This is a genomic window from Clostridium muellerianum, assembly GCF_012926525.1.
GTDB classification, from domain to species: Bacteria; Bacillota; Clostridia; order Clostridiales; family Clostridiaceae; genus Clostridium_AM; species Clostridium_AM muellerianum.
The window spans coordinates 29,186-44,887 of record NZ_JABBNI010000027.1 but is presented as its reverse complement, the minus strand read 5'-3'; the positions used below and the strand labels follow the sequence as shown (position 1 = coordinate 44,887).

At 29.6% G+C, this 15,702-nt stretch carries 10 protein-coding genes; 2 read left to right on the top strand and 8 right to left on the bottom strand.

Annotated features, from left to right (window positions below; genetic code table 11):
• The first annotated feature begins 526 nt into the window (after positions 1-526).
• Positions 527-3,829 (top strand): Ig-like domain-containing protein, encoded by a 3,303-nt coding sequence (locus HBE96_RS14980; RefSeq protein WP_169298548.1) that lies wholly within the window; start codon positions 527-529, stop codon positions 3,827-3,829.
• Positions 3,830-4,263: 434 nt separating this feature from the next.
• Here HBE96_RS14980 and HBE96_RS14975 read toward each other — a convergent pair whose 3' ends face one another.
• Together HBE96_RS14975 and HBE96_RS14970 are read right to left on the bottom strand one after the other, a co-directional pair.
• Positions 4,264-4,560 (bottom strand): hypothetical protein, encoded by a 297-nt coding sequence (locus HBE96_RS14975; protein ID WP_169298547.1) that lies wholly within the window; start codon positions 4,558-4,560, stop codon positions 4,264-4,266.
• A 24-nt stretch (positions 4,561-4,584) separates the two neighbouring features.
• Positions 4,585-5,181 (bottom strand): hypothetical protein, encoded by a 597-nt coding sequence (locus HBE96_RS14970; protein ID WP_169298546.1) that lies wholly within the window; start codon positions 5,179-5,181, stop codon positions 4,585-4,587.
• A gap of 211 nt (positions 5,182-5,392) precedes the next feature.
• Between HBE96_RS14970 and HBE96_RS14965 the strand changes: the two genes are divergently transcribed.
• Positions 5,393-6,721 (top strand): FAD-dependent oxidoreductase, encoded by a 1,329-nt coding sequence (locus HBE96_RS14965; protein ID WP_169298545.1) that lies wholly within the window; start codon positions 5,393-5,395, stop codon positions 6,719-6,721.
• Between the two features lie 426 nt (positions 6,722-7,147).
• Here the strand turns inward: HBE96_RS14965 and HBE96_RS14960 are convergent, their stop codons facing one another.
• The 6 genes from HBE96_RS14960 to HBE96_RS14935 form a co-directional block, all read right to left on the bottom strand.
• On the bottom strand, positions 7,148-8,842 hold the full coding sequence (locus HBE96_RS14960) for an oleate hydratase (protein WP_169298544.1): 1,695 nt from the start codon (positions 8,840-8,842) through the stop codon (positions 7,148-7,150).
• Between the two features lie 134 nt (positions 8,843-8,976).
• Positions 8,977-9,537, bottom strand: a complete 561-nt coding sequence (locus HBE96_RS14955) for a TetR/AcrR family transcriptional regulator (RefSeq protein WP_169298543.1) — start codon at positions 9,535-9,537, stop codon at positions 8,977-8,979.
• A 218-nt stretch (positions 9,538-9,755) separates the two neighbouring features.
• Positions 9,756-11,465: a methyl-accepting chemotaxis protein gene (locus tag HBE96_RS14950; RefSeq protein WP_169298542.1), complete on the bottom strand. Its 1,710-nt coding sequence runs from the start codon at positions 11,463-11,465 to the stop codon at positions 9,756-9,758.
• Positions 11,466-11,939: 474 nt separating this feature from the next.
• The gene (locus HBE96_RS14945) at positions 11,940-13,103 is read right to left on the bottom strand and encodes an MFS transporter (protein WP_169298541.1); all 1,164 of its coding nucleotides are present in this window, start codon (positions 13,101-13,103) and stop codon (positions 11,940-11,942) included.
• Positions 13,104-13,196: 93 nt separating this feature from the next.
• Positions 13,197-13,649, bottom strand: a complete 453-nt coding sequence (locus HBE96_RS14940) for a MarR family winged helix-turn-helix transcriptional regulator (RefSeq protein ID WP_169298540.1) — start codon at positions 13,647-13,649, stop codon at positions 13,197-13,199.
• A gap of 213 nt (positions 13,650-13,862) precedes the next feature.
• Positions 13,863-15,494: an ABC transporter ATP-binding protein gene (locus tag HBE96_RS14935; RefSeq protein WP_169298553.1), complete on the bottom strand. Its 1,632-nt coding sequence runs from the start codon at positions 15,492-15,494 to the stop codon at positions 13,863-13,865.
• Positions 15,495-15,702 lie beyond the last annotated feature (208 nt).

The window sequence follows — 15,702 nt, the reverse complement described above, 5'->3', positions numbered from 1 at the left end:
ATTTATTACCTCCCGTGTGTGTATTTGTGTGGTAACTTTTATATAACACGGTGGTTAAAAATATGCCATATTTATTTTTTGGTAGTATTGCCAATTTAGGTTTTTATTTTGCAGAACTAAAGTTATTAAAATAAATTCTTCAAATAACTCATTATCCTGAAAATATACCTTTTCCGATTTAACTTAATAGTTAGTTTTCTATAGTTCAAATACTTATATATTGTATCTTTTTAAATTTATAGTTAAGTGTATAGTTATATCTACATTGTATCTTAATTACATATCATCATAATAAACTCCATTAAATTACCTGGGCTTTCAACTAAACTTTTGCAGTTTAAAAATTTATTTAACCCAAATATGTAAATTCATATTCTGACATATGGTAAATATCTATAGAAAAACAGAATGTATTTCTTGTTTTTGAATACTTATATTAATGAAACTAATAAATAAGGAGATGCCACTAACAAACATATTTTAAAACAAGTATATACGAATATGGATTTATAGGGGGGATTTTTTAATGTTAAAAAGGAAACCTTACAGAATATTAAGTTGGGTTATAGTACTAGCACTAATATTATCCAACTTTATAGGAGTAAATGGATCTCAAACTGTAAAAGCAGATAGGACAACCATTTCAAATGAAGAGTTTCAAAAGATAAAAACAGCATCAAATGTATCTGCATCAACAGACAGGGTGTTTGATTTTATCGGAATTACAGATTTTCATGGTCAACTTTTAGACTCTACAGGAACAAAACAGATAGGTGCAGCACTAGCAAGGGTCGTAAAGGATGTAAAAGCCAGTAATCCAGATAGAACACTAATTGTTGGTGGAGGTGATTTTTATCAGGGAACACCAGTATCTAATGTACTTCATGGAGTTCCAGTTCAAAAAATGATGACAAATATAGGAATGGATGCAACTGCCTTAGGAAACCATGAATTTGATTGGGGCTTAAAGACTATAGATGAAGAAACCATGAATGGTGCAGGTTATTCAATAGTTTGCGCTAATATGTATAACAAAGTAACCAATAAAAGAAAGTATAACCCTTACAAAATATTCACAAGGGATGGAGTAAAAATAGCAGTAATTGGTGCAATATTAAAAGAAGCTCCTACAATCATTTTACCAGCCAATACAAAGGATTATAACTTCAAAGATGTGGCCACAGAAGTTAATTCTGCTGCTAAAGAAATTAGAGAAAATAATTTAGCAGACATTGTAGTTGCTACTATCCATGATGGTGGAGATTCATTAAATAACATAGTTCCAAAATTAAGTGGAGTAGATGTAGTATTTGGAGGACATAACCATGCTTCACTAGACACAGTAATAAAGGATTCAGACGGAAAAAATGTACCAACTGTAAATGCAAAAGCTAAAGGTCAGGGATATGTTGATTTAAAAGTTACCCTTAAAGCAGACAAAACCCTAAGCTTTTCTACTGGAAACTTTAAACCTCTTACAGTAAAAGATTCAACACCATTAGACCCAGAAGTAAAAGCAATAGTAGATAAATCAAATGAGGATTTAAAACCTATATTTGATGAAGTAATTGGAACCACTACAAAAGCTCTAACGAAAAATCAAACAGATCAACCTTTTGGAGAATCACAGCTTGGAAACTGGATGAGTGATGTTATAAAAAATTATGCAAATGCAGATGTAGGCATGCAAAATAATGGTGGTATTAGATTAAGTCCTATACCAGCAGGAAATATAACTGTAGGAACTATATTTTATCTTATGCCCTTTGATAATACAATTTGTACAGCAACTATGACTGGAACTCAATTAAAGGTACTTTTAGAACAAGCTGTCCAAGATAATGGAAAAGGTATACAAATATCTGGTATTAAGTTTGTATATGATTCTACTAAACCATCCTATAAACCAGCAGTATTAGACACAGCAGGCAATATTGTAACTCCAGAAGTACCTGGTCAAAGAGTAATAAAAATTTTAAGAGAAAAGGACAACTCTGTGATAAAAGATAGTGATGTATTAAAAGTAGCAGCACCAGATTTTATGGCAACTGGCGGAGATACATTTACAGAGTTTTCAGTTCCAGAAATTAAAGCTACCTTTAAAGATTCGCTTCATACTGTAAGAGATGCCCTACTGGAAGATGTTCGAACAAAGAAGACTATTACCGTTGTTATGAACAATAGAGTAGATAATCAAACTGCAATAAGTCCTGCACAGGAAATGACTATTGCACAGGCAAGAGCCCAAAAAAGTGGAACTGTTACACTTACAGGAACAGTCTCTACTGTAAATGGTAAAAACATATTTATGCAGGAAGACGTTTCAGGTACTAATTATGGAATTTGTGTATATAATTCAGCAAAAGCCTCTGTAAATAAAGGAGATAAAATTAAAGTAACAGGACCGCTAACTGAGTATAAAGGACTTTTAGAAATCACACCAGCTTCAGTAGACAATGTTAAAGTTATAAGTAAAGGAAATACAATAGTCCCTAAGCTTGTAACTATTGATGAAATTAACGAAACCTTGGAAGGACAATTAATTAAATTAAAGAACGTCACTTTAACAAGTATAAATAATACAGCATCTTCTACCCTACAGGATGAAACAGGAACTATTTCAATATATAAAATGCCAGCACTAACCAATATAGCAGTTAATGATAAAGTAGATGTGGTTGCAGCAGTATCTCAATTTTCCACTTCTCCTAAATTAGATGATGGATACCAGTTGTCAGTAGGAACGGCTGCTGATATATCAAAAGCGCAGGTAGCAGTAACAGGTATAACTTTAAATAAAACAAATATAACTTTAGAACCAACTAAAACAGAGCAATTAGTTGCTGCAGTAACTCCTGAAAATGCAGCAAACAAAAAAGTAATTTGGAAAAGTGATAATGAAGCAGTAGCTACTGTAGATGAAACAGGAATGGTAAAAGCTATAGGAAGTGGTATAGCCAATATTAAGGCAATCTCAGAAGATGGTAATTTTGAAGCAAGCTGCAGGGTAACAGTAACTGCCCCAATTGCTGTAAAAGGAATTCAACTTAATAAAAAACTTTTATTTTTAAAAAATGGAGAAAGTGAAACTTTAATTGCAACAGTACTTCCAAAAGATGCCACAAATAAAAAAGTATCTTGGAAATCCAGCAATACTTCTGTTGCCACAGTAGATGAAAATGGAAAAGTTACTGTAAATATAACTTCTAAACTATTATTAATAGGAACAGCAAAAATAACAGCTACTACAGATGATGGAAAATATAAAGCTGAAGCAATAGTAACTGCCGCAAAGGTTCCAGTTTTGGGTGTCTTTTTAAACAAGAAGAAAGCTACAATAAAAGTTGGAGAAAGCGATACTTTAGTTGCAAAAATACTACCTCATAATGCAACAAATAAAAATGTTACATGGAAATCTGATAATGAAAAGGTTGCCGTTGTAAGTGAAAATGGTGAAGTAAAAGCTTTAAGTACAGGAACTGCTAAAATAACAGTAGCAACTGTAGATGGAAGCTTTAAAGATAGCTGTAATATTAAAGTCATTGCAGCAAACACCACACCTGTAACAGGCGTACGTATAGACAAAAAGTTCTTAACTTTAAAAAATGGCCAAAGTAAAACTTTAACTGCAATAATAACCCCAGATGAAGCTACCAATAAAAATGTTATATGGAAATCTAGTAATACTTCCATTGCAACAGTAGATGAAAATGGAAAGGTTACAGCAAACATTACTTCTAAATTACTTTTTGTAGGTTTTGTAAAAATCACTGCAACTACAGTTGATGGTAACTATGAAGCCGAAACTATAATTACAGTGCTAAAGTAAGGCAAGCATTGGACATATTTAGTATTTTAGGAATATAGATTCAAAGGGCTGTCACACTAAGAAATTCATATATAATGTATTGTTTTAGAAATTAGCTACAAACATACTACATTGTAAAATTTATTCTTAGTGTAACAGCCCTATTTCTTTATCCGATCGCTACCATTGCTAATACCCCCATCGCACACAGCGAAAGTGACTATCATCAAATCAAAGATTTGGGATATCTGCTTTTCTTTAAGTGTGGGATAGCTACTTTACGCGCCTGGATAAGTTCTTCTAAGACTCAGATGGGTTAAATGTCTAAATGACATTTAACGAGCTTTTGCTCAGGAACTAAATGCCTAAATGGCATTTTACGAGCTCTGCTCCGGTAAGAGGTATTCCTCACAGGCAAACTCCACCTGAGTCTAAGAATCACTTGATAATAACTCCTATAAAAAAATTATTCCTGCACAAATTATTATAAAAACATTCACAACTACCATAATTAGATTAATAATAGAACCAACTTTAAAAAAGCTATTTTCCCATTTTTTCGCTGCTAAACGGCATAAAAACCAACCTGCTATCCCTAAAAGCGGTGAAATAAAAAATATTAAGCCATGAAAAGGTTCCAGTATTGGAATTTTTATAGCATTAAATATAAATAGTAGAATAGTTAATGGTATTATAGAAGAAATAATGCCAGGTACTTTTTTAGCTAATTTAATAAAAAAGTCAATATTCATGTTTTAAATTTTCTCCCTTAACCACTAGCAATTCATAATATTTTTAGTAATATCATTTAGTGAAACTAAAGTTCCAATATCACTAAACCTATCCATATTATTATTCATATTATTTATATATACAGGTGCATATTCATACTGACAGTCTGTATGAATACTCTTCATGTCTAATGAAATTTGTTTAATATCTTCATAATTTTTGTCATAGTATTTTTTAGCAATAGATTTACCATTAACAATATACTGTAAAACCATGTTTCTTGCAGTTTTAGAAAGAGATACATACCTTTTATTCTCTAAGTTTAGAAAAAAGCATTGAGCCTCTATTTGAATCTTTCTTACTCCACAAAGTGTAAAAAATTCGGTAAGTATTCTTTTATCTACTGTAAGGTCTATACAGTCATCTGGAACAATCATAGTTAAATTTCTTATTTTTAAATTTTTAACTACAGCTTTCATATTGTCCATATAATTTTTATCTTCATCAAATAAATGATGATAAAAAGGTACATTAGGTACAAAGGATGTAAAATCAATTTTATTCTCTAAATTTTCCTTCTCCTTTTTAATAATAAAGCTTTTATCACTGACTATTATATAAAATTTAACAGATTCAAACATATATCTAAATCACCTTTCTTACTTTTTTATTATAGTAATGTTTGTCCATAATTTACTTATTAATATTTTAATTTAGTGTATTTACATTATACTACTAATTCTTAAAAACAATAGATATAAATTATTATATAAACTAGACACAAATATCATGAGTAAGACATAAAATGGCAGGGCATCATAAAAACATATGAGATTTTAAGGAGGAAATATAATGAAAATAGTTGTTATAGGTTGTACACACGCTGGAACTGCAGCTATAGTAAATTGTGCTAAATTATATCCAGATGCAAAAATAACTGTATATGAGAGAAATGATACAATTTCATTTTTATCCTGTGGTATAGCATTATATGTAGCAGGAATAGTAAAAGACCCCCAAGGATTATTTTATAGTTCACCAGAGAAATTAGCGGAACTTGGAGTATCCACTAAAATGTCTCATGATGTAATATCTGTTGACTTAACTGAAAAAAAGCTTAAAGTTCGTAATTTAAAATCAAAAGAAGGGTTTGAAGATACTTTTGATAAATTAATAGTAACAACTGGTTCATGGCCAATACTTCCTAAGGTTGATGGAAGCAATTTAGCAAATATATTGATATCCAAAAATTATTACCATTCAAACACTATAATTGAAAAATCACAAAAAGCCAACAATATAGTGGTTATAGGAGCAGGATATATAGGTGTTGAACTGGTAGAAGCCTTTGAAATGAACAATAAAAAGGTAACATTAATTGATAGTCAGCATCGTATTTTAAGTAAATATTTAGATAAAGAGTTTACAGATAAAGCAGAAAAAGCTTTGACAGACCATAATATAAAATTGGCCTTAGGTGAAACAGTTATACGATTTGAGGGCATAGATGGAAAGGTTTCAAAAGTAATTACAAACAAGGGCGAATATGAAGCAGATTTAGTTATACTTTCTATTGGTTTCAAACCAAGCACAGAGCTATTTAAAGGACAGCTTGAAATGTTAGGTAATGGTGCTATTGTAGTAGACGAATATATGCATACCAGCAAAGAAGATATATATGCAGCTGGAGATAGCTGTGCTGTTAAATATAATCCAATAGGAAAGCAAGAATATATTCCACTAGCTACAAATGCAGTTCGTATGGGCACATTAGTTGCTAGGAACTTAGTTAAGCCAACTACAAAATACATGGGCACTCAAGGAACTTCTGGAATTAAAATCTATGATTATAACATAGCTTCTACAGGCTTAACTGAAAATTCCGCTAAAGCATATGGAATAAATGTAAAAACAGTAATGGTTGAAGATAACTACCGTCCAGAATTTATGCCTACTTATGATTTAGCAAAACTAAAAGTAGTTTATGAAGAAGATTCTAGAAGAATTTTGGGTGCTCAAATTATTTCAAAGGCAGATTTAACTCAATCTATAAACACAATGTCAGTATGTATTCAGAATAAAATGACTATAGATGAACTGGCTTTTGTTGATTTCTTCTTCCAGCCACATTACAATAAGCCTTGGAATTTGTTGAATTTAGCTGGATTAAGTGCTGAATAATATTAAAAGCTGGTATAAGGACACTTCATTTAGTTATGAACTACCCTAGCCTGATTAATAAGTCATATGTTTTTTAAACTAATTAATTTACTTTCAAACTGCAAAAATAGCACTAAATTTCATAATAAGAAACGATTATAGTCGCTTCTTATTGTGGAATTTAATGCTTTTAAGTGCTTCAAACCCATTTGATATAATTTCTGTAAAATGGTTATTTGCTAAAGTTATAAAATCAATATCATCAGCTTAATAGTAAACTTCAAATTTTTGTTTTCTTTAACTTTTTCATTTTCAGCAACTGTAATTTTTTTAGTTGCAGCTTCTTTTAAAATTTTACCTTCTTCAGATAAATATATTATAATTTCAGCAATAACTTATTGAACAACTCTGTTCAGCATGTTTCTGAAAATAGCTTATCCATTTAAATTATAATAATTTTAGAAGTTCTGTATTTTTCATTAATGTACCTAATGGTATATCCTTTAATGGAAGTTTATCTATACCAAGACAGGTCTTTGCTGCATTTGTCAAAACACGGATATCATACTGACTTGGGTACACAGGATCTACTTTCTTTCCTAAATTCATTAGTCCATATACAGCTGTCATTGCAGTTCTTACTGAATATTCTACTGTGAACACACAATCATTTGGAACCTCTGAATATTGTCCTAAGAAACCGAAATTTTTACTTCCTTTTGGAATTACATCTGGTCTGTCTCCTGCTATACGAGGCATAAATTGTGAAGTAATATAAGGCATCATACTAGGAATTACGTTTACTGTATGTGAAAGAATTTCAGTAATTTTGTCCTTTAATCCCATATGATAAAGTAGTTCTTCAAACATCTCGCGCCCCGTACAATCTGATAATGTCTTTTTTACATAATCACCAGTCTCATCTATATTTAATGCATATGCCCAAAGTACCTTTACATTATCAGGTTGATTAATAAAATGTGGATGTTTTGGTACAACCCAACTCATAAACCAGCTTGAATCTTTTATTGTAACAAGCCCACCCATACCAGATTTATCTCCTGTGAGCTTATAAATATAAGGGAAAACAATATCATCATCCTTTAATGTTATAGTAAATGATAACCATTTTGATTTATCAATATCACTACAGAATTTTTCTGGATGACCAAAATCCTGTGATTTCCTGGCTAACTTTTCCCATACACTAAAACAACCTTTGTTCCCTGATCTATTTAAAACAGCAGGGTGATCAATATCACCTCTTGTTGTGTTTTGTGTCATGGAACCATTTGTAAATAATACAATGTCATCCTTTTTTACATTGATGATTTTATTCTTTTCATCTTTAGTATAATAAATTGCTGTAGCTACCTTTTCATTATTTGAAAAATCAAAGTCAATATCTGTAACTTCGCAGCCGCTACCAAAGCATACATCGTGCTTCTTAAGCCATGTAATAAGTGGAAGTATTAAAGAATCATATTGATTGTATTCGGTATGAAGTATACCCTTTAATTTATTCATGCCACCAATTAGATGCATGAATCTTTCCATATAACGTTTAAATTCAATTACACTATGCCATTTTTTAAAAGCAAACATTGTTGCCCAGAAATACCAAAAGTTTGTTTCAAAAAAGCTTGCATGGAAATATTGTTCTAAAGTGGTTTCTCCAAGTGCTTGCTCTGTTAACATGTGAAGTTTTGCAAGCTCCATCGCATTCTTTGTTGATAATCCAAGACTTGAAAAATCAGCTTTTTCTCCCTGATTCTGAACTAATCTGCAGTGTGATTCAATAGGTTCTTCTATATTTAATTCACGAAATTCATCTAGTACGCTTCTATCTTTATCCTTCAAAGATGGAATGAAACTATAAAGGTCCATAAAACATTCAAAATGTTCCTCTATTTCCCTTCCCCCTCTTGCTGTATATCCTTTCTCAGCTGTTCCTGCTCCATCCATTGAACCTCCAACAACATCAAGCTGCTCTATTATATGAATATTCTTTCCTGGCATATGAGCATCTCTTATTAAAAATGCAGCAGCAGCAAGAGAAGCTATTCCGCCTCCAATTAAATATGCTTTTCTTTTTTCAATATTCTTTGGTGCAATAGGATTTATTCTTTGATAATTATTCATAAAAAATGCTTCCTTTCTTCAATAAATAATTTACTGTTGTCCTATACACTTATATTACTTTTGAACAAAAGCACATTCAATGAACAAAAAAAGCATCTGTGAAAAATTTTCACAGACACTTTAAAATGTGTAAGTTATTCACTATTAACTTCCATAATTCTAAGTATAGTACCATTCAACATTCTTTCAACTCTGTCAGCAATATCTTCTTTTTCTTCTTTTAATCCATTATTAATCCACTCTAAAAACTGACCCGTTATTGCATAGGAAAAAAATACTGCAGTTTCTTTCTTTATTTTTTCATCAACATTTCTCTCTATTGTTATATCCTTTATAACACCTTCTAATACCTTCTGAAATATTTTACATAAGAATATCTCGAGATTTTCACGTGCTAAAGACTTACAGGTATTAATACAGATCACTTTATTATCTAATGTATATTGGAGCACAATAAACAATACCTTCTTCCAATTCGATAAGCTACAATATTCATCAAGTTCATCAATAACCTCGTTTTCAAATATCCATCCAAGTAATTCATAAATATCATGAAAATGATTGTAAAATGTATGTCTTGTAACTCCACATGTATCAGTAACCATCTTTACTGATATTTTATTTATTGGCTTTTGTTTCATTAGCATTTTTAAAGAAGCAGCTAAAGCATTTTCGGTAACACGAGATTTAGTCATAAAATTCACCTCAAAATTAAACTTAGATGTAACCATATTATACCACAACTTTGAACTTTAATTTTCTTGTCAGTAACACTATATCTATGATAACTGCTATTTTATTAGCATCACATAAAATATCTTTTCATAATACTAAAACATAAAAACACTTGATATGTTTCTATCAAGTGTTAATTCTTTCCTATTGGTTCTATAAGTTTCATAACCTCTACTATTTAAAACTTAAACTTAGATATTTGCTGAATTAATTTATTGGCACTTTCTTTAGAACTATCTAAATCAGTTACAATTTCGTCCGTTTTATTTGTTATATCTATTATTTTTTCTGAAATTTCACTAGTTCCTGCCGCACCTTCATTAGAAGATTGCGCTACCTGATCTATAGTTTTTAATATATCTTGTATTGATGCCAGCAGTTCCTCGGAAGTAGAACTAAATTCCATTACAAGATTATCTACAAATTGTGCATCAGAACTATATTTGTCTATTAATTTCAACATTGATTTATAATCATCATATACATCTGTAGACATAAAGGTTAATAATTGATTAGAATTATCAGATAAATCACTTACAGATTCTGTGACCTTTTTTGTTATATTCTGTATCTCAACAACCGTATCACTTGATTTCTCTGCAAGTTTTCGTATTTCATCAGCAACCACCGAAAATCCTTTACCTGCTTCACCAGCTCTTGCTGCTTCTATAGCTGCATTTAGCGCTAATAAACTAGTTTGGGAAGTAATATCCATTATAGCTTCCGATAATACATTGATTTGTTCAACTACTTTAGAATTTTCAATAGCTACTTCAAGTGAATTCTTTGTTTCATTAAAAACAGATAGTGCTCTTCTTTGAGATTCAATAAAACTATGCTTAGAAGTTTCAGCCTTTTTGTTGATTGCTGCTGCAGCCACTGCTCCTTGTTGAGATTTTTCAGCAATAGATTGTACTGCCCTTTCTATCTCATGAGAAGATGCAGTCATCTCTTCTGAAGATGCAGCTGTTTCCTCCATTCCTGCGGCAATTTCTTCTGTAGTTGCTGACACTTGTTCTACATTAGATGCTAAATTAGTTATTTTACTTGATATATTATCATTTTTCTCTATAACATGTTCAGTACTTTCGTCAACACTTTTTACAATCATTCTTATATTTGACAAAAACTTATTTATACTATCAGCTAATTCTGCAATTTCATCTTTAGATTTTACTTGAATCTCTTGAGTTAAATCTCCACCTTTATCAGCTAATAATTCCAATTCCTTCTTAATACTTTTTAGTGATTTTATAATGTTACTTATTATGAAAAATGCTAAAACTACTGCACCAATTGAAATCACAAAAATAATGGCTATAGATGTATTTCTTGATAGTGAATAAATATCATCCCCTTGCTTACTAGCTTTTTCTGCCATAGTCTGATTAAATTTAACTAGCTTTAGTAAGGTTGAAGATGCACTATCAAAAGCTTTTTTTCCATCACCATTCATAATCTTCGTAGCATCTGCAGTTTTTAATTCTCTACTTAATTTAATAACTTGTCTATGTAATTCTAAATATTTATTCCATTCATCTTTAACGCTTTCAAGTAATTTTTTATCTTCATCATTATAAAAAGATTTTTCATATAAAGTCATTGTATTAGATATTTCTTTACTTTTTTCATCCATTTCTTTTTCTTTTGAAGCCATTACATCATTGTCATTTGCAATTACATGCTCATATTCCATTATCCTAAAATCTGAAGTCATTGTATTTAGTTCTTCAGAATATCTTACACCAGGCAGCCAGTTTTTACTTATAATACTAGATTGTTCATTAACTAATTTTAAATTGTTAATAGATAAAATTCCAATTGAAATTAGTGCTAAAACTAGTGCTCCCACAAGAAAAATTAATTTTACTCTAATTGTTTTAAACATAACTTTACCTCCTATTTTTAATTAATTCTAGATAATTATTGCAGCAATGTAATTTATCGTTTGCTGATAAAAATACTTTAACATGCTTTCTAATAATGCAGATAAAACATTATAGATATTTTAGTCTCCAGAATTAACTAAAACAACTTAGGCATCTTCAAAAAATAACAAGTTCAAATGCTAGTCTATTTTTTGTAATACTGCATCGACAGAACTCTTAGATAGCTTAAGCTTCTACGGAACCTATCTCTTTGTCTTACAAAAAATATCCGTCACATATTGAACTTGTTATTTTCTTCCACATGCCTTATAGTTTAACTCAATTTCTAAGGTAACTATCCATCTTCACAAAATATGAAGTGTTAGCACTGGTATCGATGAAATAAATAAAAAAGTATTATTAACTAATTAGAATATCTTTAGTGAAATGACTCCTATTTTCCAATACCCTTACTATAATTATATTCATAATTATTAAGCTGATTTGCTAAATATATCAGAATTTACTTTTAATCTAAACTGGAATATTAATGATATTACTAAAGCAACCCCGAGACATACAGAAAGAATTTTAAAATTGAATCTTATAGAATTATTACTTAAAATACTTCCAATACATTGCAGTACTATAGCAGATAAAAACTGACCTAAAAACATAGAACTACTTACTATTGAAATTGCTTTAGAATTTGAATTTTTGTCTGAAATACTGCTTGTAATTAAAAATATTAAAGGATAAATCATAGAAAAAGCAAATCCAACCAATGCAACAGATATTAATAAATTGGATATGTTATGAGAATATAATAATACTATATATCCTAAAAACATCATCCCTATTCCCGCTGAAATTGTAAATTCTTTTAACTTCTTTTTTATATTAGACAAAATTATACCAGATATAAAACCACCAAAGGTAAATACTGCAATTGCTAGACCAGCTGAACTGGAATTTCCAATATGTTCTTTTCTCATAAATAATGATATATTAGTTGGTACTGCATAAAAAGCAATAGTTATTAAACACATATATGCTGATAAAAAATATACTTCTTTATTTAAATTGCTTTTTACTTTACTTCCTACTTTATTTTTCTGTTTAGGAAGTGCAATAACATTTAATACTAATACAATTAGTGCCACTAAATATATATAAAAACCATATTTCCATCTAATTGATGATAATGTTCCTACAACAACTGAAGATATTATTCCCATTAAATTTGAAGCGGCACTAGAATAACCAATCATTTCTGTTCTTTCATCACCTATAAAAAAATCTGCAATAAGAGATTGTGAAATAGGCATAATTAATCCGCACCCCATACCTAAAATAGCTCTAAATACGAGTACATGAGTTAAACTACTTACAAAAACCGGCCCTACTCCACCAATGATATAAATTAATATTCCAATGATTAGTACTTGTTTTTTACTTAGTAAAGATGTTAATTTACCTGATAATAAACTAAAAGCAATTATAAATATTGCTGGCAATGTTAGAATCATTTTTATCAAGTTTGCGCTTGCACTAGGAAATGCATTATTTATATTTCCAAGTGCAGGAGATACTGCCGCACCAGCCATCACAGTAATCATGGAAATCGACAATACAGATACTTTAAGTAATTTTTTCATTTTTAAGTTGTCTCCTTTTTTGATGTTTTAAAAATATGATGTTATTGCAACTATTATGGATTTTTAATGCATCCTTTTATTAGGATGCATATTTTAAATTTCCTCTTCACTTCTTAATAGTTCCACAGACTTTTGTACATTATTTAAAATCAAATTTAATGACTTTAAGGTTTCAGTATATTGTTCATGACTCATTCCTATATTTAACATGTTAGTTAAGTCATGTTGAATGCTATTCAAAACAGGTATAAATTCTATTCCTTTTTTTGTTAGATATAATTTATGATACCTCTTATCTTCAGTATCCTGAATTATATCTACATATCCACTTTTTTCTAACTTTTTCAGAGCTTTGGCAGTTGTAGCTCTATCAATTTTAATCAAGTTAGTTAATTCCTTTTGTGAGATTCCTTCATTATTGTATATGGCAGAAAGAAATATATACTGACCACTTCCAATACCATAAGACTTTAAACGATGATTAAGAAGTATTTGTAAATACCTATAGATTACAGATATATATCTTCCAAATGACTCATCTTGCATATAACTTCCTCCTTAATTTAATTGTAACAACAAAATTTATAGCTATAAATAATATACGTTGTATTGGCAACTATTTTAATATAGCATATATATGTTGTTATTGCAACTATCTTCTTCATTAGTCAGAAGTACGTTTTGTGCATACATATATAATTTTGGTATATTACTTCTCCAAATACAACACACATAATTACACAAAGAGTCCTTTTAAACTTATATTTCAATAACTTTATCTATAAAGTCCATACCTTCCATTAAGTGTGAAACAACAATTAAAATTCCATTAAAGCTCATGTTTCTCAAAATATTTAAAACAATTTCTCTTGTCTCTGCATCTACATTTGAAATTGGCTCATCAAGGATTAATATATCTTTTTCTGAAACCATTGATCTTATAAAAGCTATAATTTGTGCTTGTCCCCCCGAAACTCCTGCAGTATTTTGAATTATTTCAGTATCTAGCCCTTTAGGCAACCTACTTACATACTCTTCCAAGTGTAATTCTTTAATAATTTTTTCTACATCTTCACGTTTTTTATTAGTTTGTCCATATAAGATATTATCTAAAACACTTCCCTTAAACAAAAAAATATTTTGACATACAATCCCTATTCTCTTTCTCAACTCTTTAATATCAATTTCCATTGAATCAATATTGTTATATAATATATTTCCTTCAGTTTGATTGTATAATCCAAGAAGAAGCTTTATAAGAGTTGACTTTCCAGATCCATTTTCACCTTTAATAAGAACCTTATCCCCTTTACTTATTTGAAAGTTTAAAGAATTCAATACTGTTTTATCATCATTATATTTAAAACTTACATTTTGAAACTTTAATGATTCTATATTTTCCTTAATACAATTATTCCTTCCATAACTTTCTTCCTTCATATCTAAAAGTTCATATATTCTTTCTATACTAAGGCATGCTGGTTTTATTGTAGTTCCTATAGTAGCTAAGCCCTGTGTACTTCCAAAAACTGTGCCTATATATAAAGAGAATGAAGTGTACAATCCTACTGTAAATTGTCCTTTCAAAATTAAAAGTCCAGCAATAAGTAAAATTAAAAGTGATCCAAAGTTATTTATAAGTCCTATATTTTCCATAAACATTACTATAGATTTACTTTGCTTTATACTAATTTTTATAAGTTCATCTAATTTATTTTTAAATTTTCTAAGGTGTGTTTCTTTTCCATTGAGTATTTTTATATCTTCAATTCCATTTATAATTTCGAAACATTCCCCATTTAATATTGCATTTGATTCCATAGCCTCCATTGTATTTTTCATGAAATTTTTAGCTGAATTCTTTGCCGAAAAGAAAAATATAGGAGCTAAAAGAAGTACAACAAAGGCTAATTTATAGTTAATTGCAAACATAGTTGCAAGTGCTAAAACAGCATCTATAATGCTTAAAAATATACTAATAATTGAAGGTGAAAAAATACTTCCCACAGAACTACATTCTGATATTCTACTTTGAACATACCCTTTTTCAGTATTTGAAAGATAACTCATAGGCAAATCCATAACCTTATCCATAACAGAATATCTAAGTTCATTAACTACTAGGTTGTTTATTTTTGCAAATATATACTTTGATAAAAATGAGATAACATATTTAAATATATAAAGTAATGCAATTACTCCAATATATACATATAATTCATTATAACTTTTTTTATTTAAAAGCACCTTGTCCATCAAATATCCTATTATATATGGAACAGGAGTGGCAGCAATTGAACTTAAAATTATACCAAAAGCTCCTATTCCAAAAAGTGTCCAGTATTTTTTTATAAATGGTTTTAATTTTAACAAACTAGCTAGTTTACCCATAATAAAACGTCTTCCTCTCTTTTTCACATTGTTAATTCTCTTTTTATATCATTTTGCTCAATGCATACCATATGTACTTATATGGTATGTATTAAAATTAACATACTTCACCAATTTGAAGTCATTATACTGTAAGTGCTATCTACCTAATGATAAGTTTCTCTAAGTCCTAAAGTTTTGTGTTGATAAGGCATATCTTCCATAAGCA

Excerpts from the sequence above, each read along its gene's own strand:
- HBE96_RS14975 (WP_169298547.1), bottom strand. The coding sequence starts at position 4,560 with ATGAATATTGACTTTTTTATTAAATTAGCTAAAAAAGTACCTGGCATT.
- HBE96_RS14960 (WP_169298544.1), bottom strand. The coding sequence starts at position 8,842 with ATGAATAATTATCAAAGAATAAATCCTATTGCACCAAAGAATATTGAA.
- HBE96_RS14980 (WP_169298548.1), top strand. The coding sequence starts at position 527 with ATGTTAAAAAGGAAACCTTACAGAATATTAAGTTGGGTTATAGTACTA.
- HBE96_RS14935 (WP_169298553.1), bottom strand. The coding sequence starts at position 15,494 with ATGGGTAAACTAGCTAGTTTGTTAAAATTAAAACCATTTATAAAAAAA.
- HBE96_RS14945 (WP_169298541.1), bottom strand. The coding sequence starts at position 13,103 with ATGAAAAAATTACTTAAAGTATCTGTATTGTCGATTTCCATGATTACT.
- HBE96_RS14965 (WP_169298545.1), top strand. The coding sequence starts at position 5,393 with ATGAAAATAGTTGTTATAGGTTGTACACACGCTGGAACTGCAGCTATA.
- HBE96_RS14940 (WP_169298540.1), bottom strand. The coding sequence starts at position 13,649 with ATGCAAGATGAGTCATTTGGAAGATATATATCTGTAATCTATAGGTAT.
- HBE96_RS14955 (WP_169298543.1), bottom strand. The coding sequence starts at position 9,537 with ATGACTAAATCTCGTGTTACCGAAAATGCTTTAGCTGCTTCTTTAAAA.
- HBE96_RS14970 (WP_169298546.1), bottom strand. The coding sequence starts at position 5,181 with ATGTTTGAATCTGTTAAATTTTATATAATAGTCAGTGATAAAAGCTTT.
- HBE96_RS14950 (WP_169298542.1), bottom strand. The coding sequence starts at position 11,465 with ATGTTTAAAACAATTAGAGTAAAATTAATTTTTCTTGTGGGAGCACTA.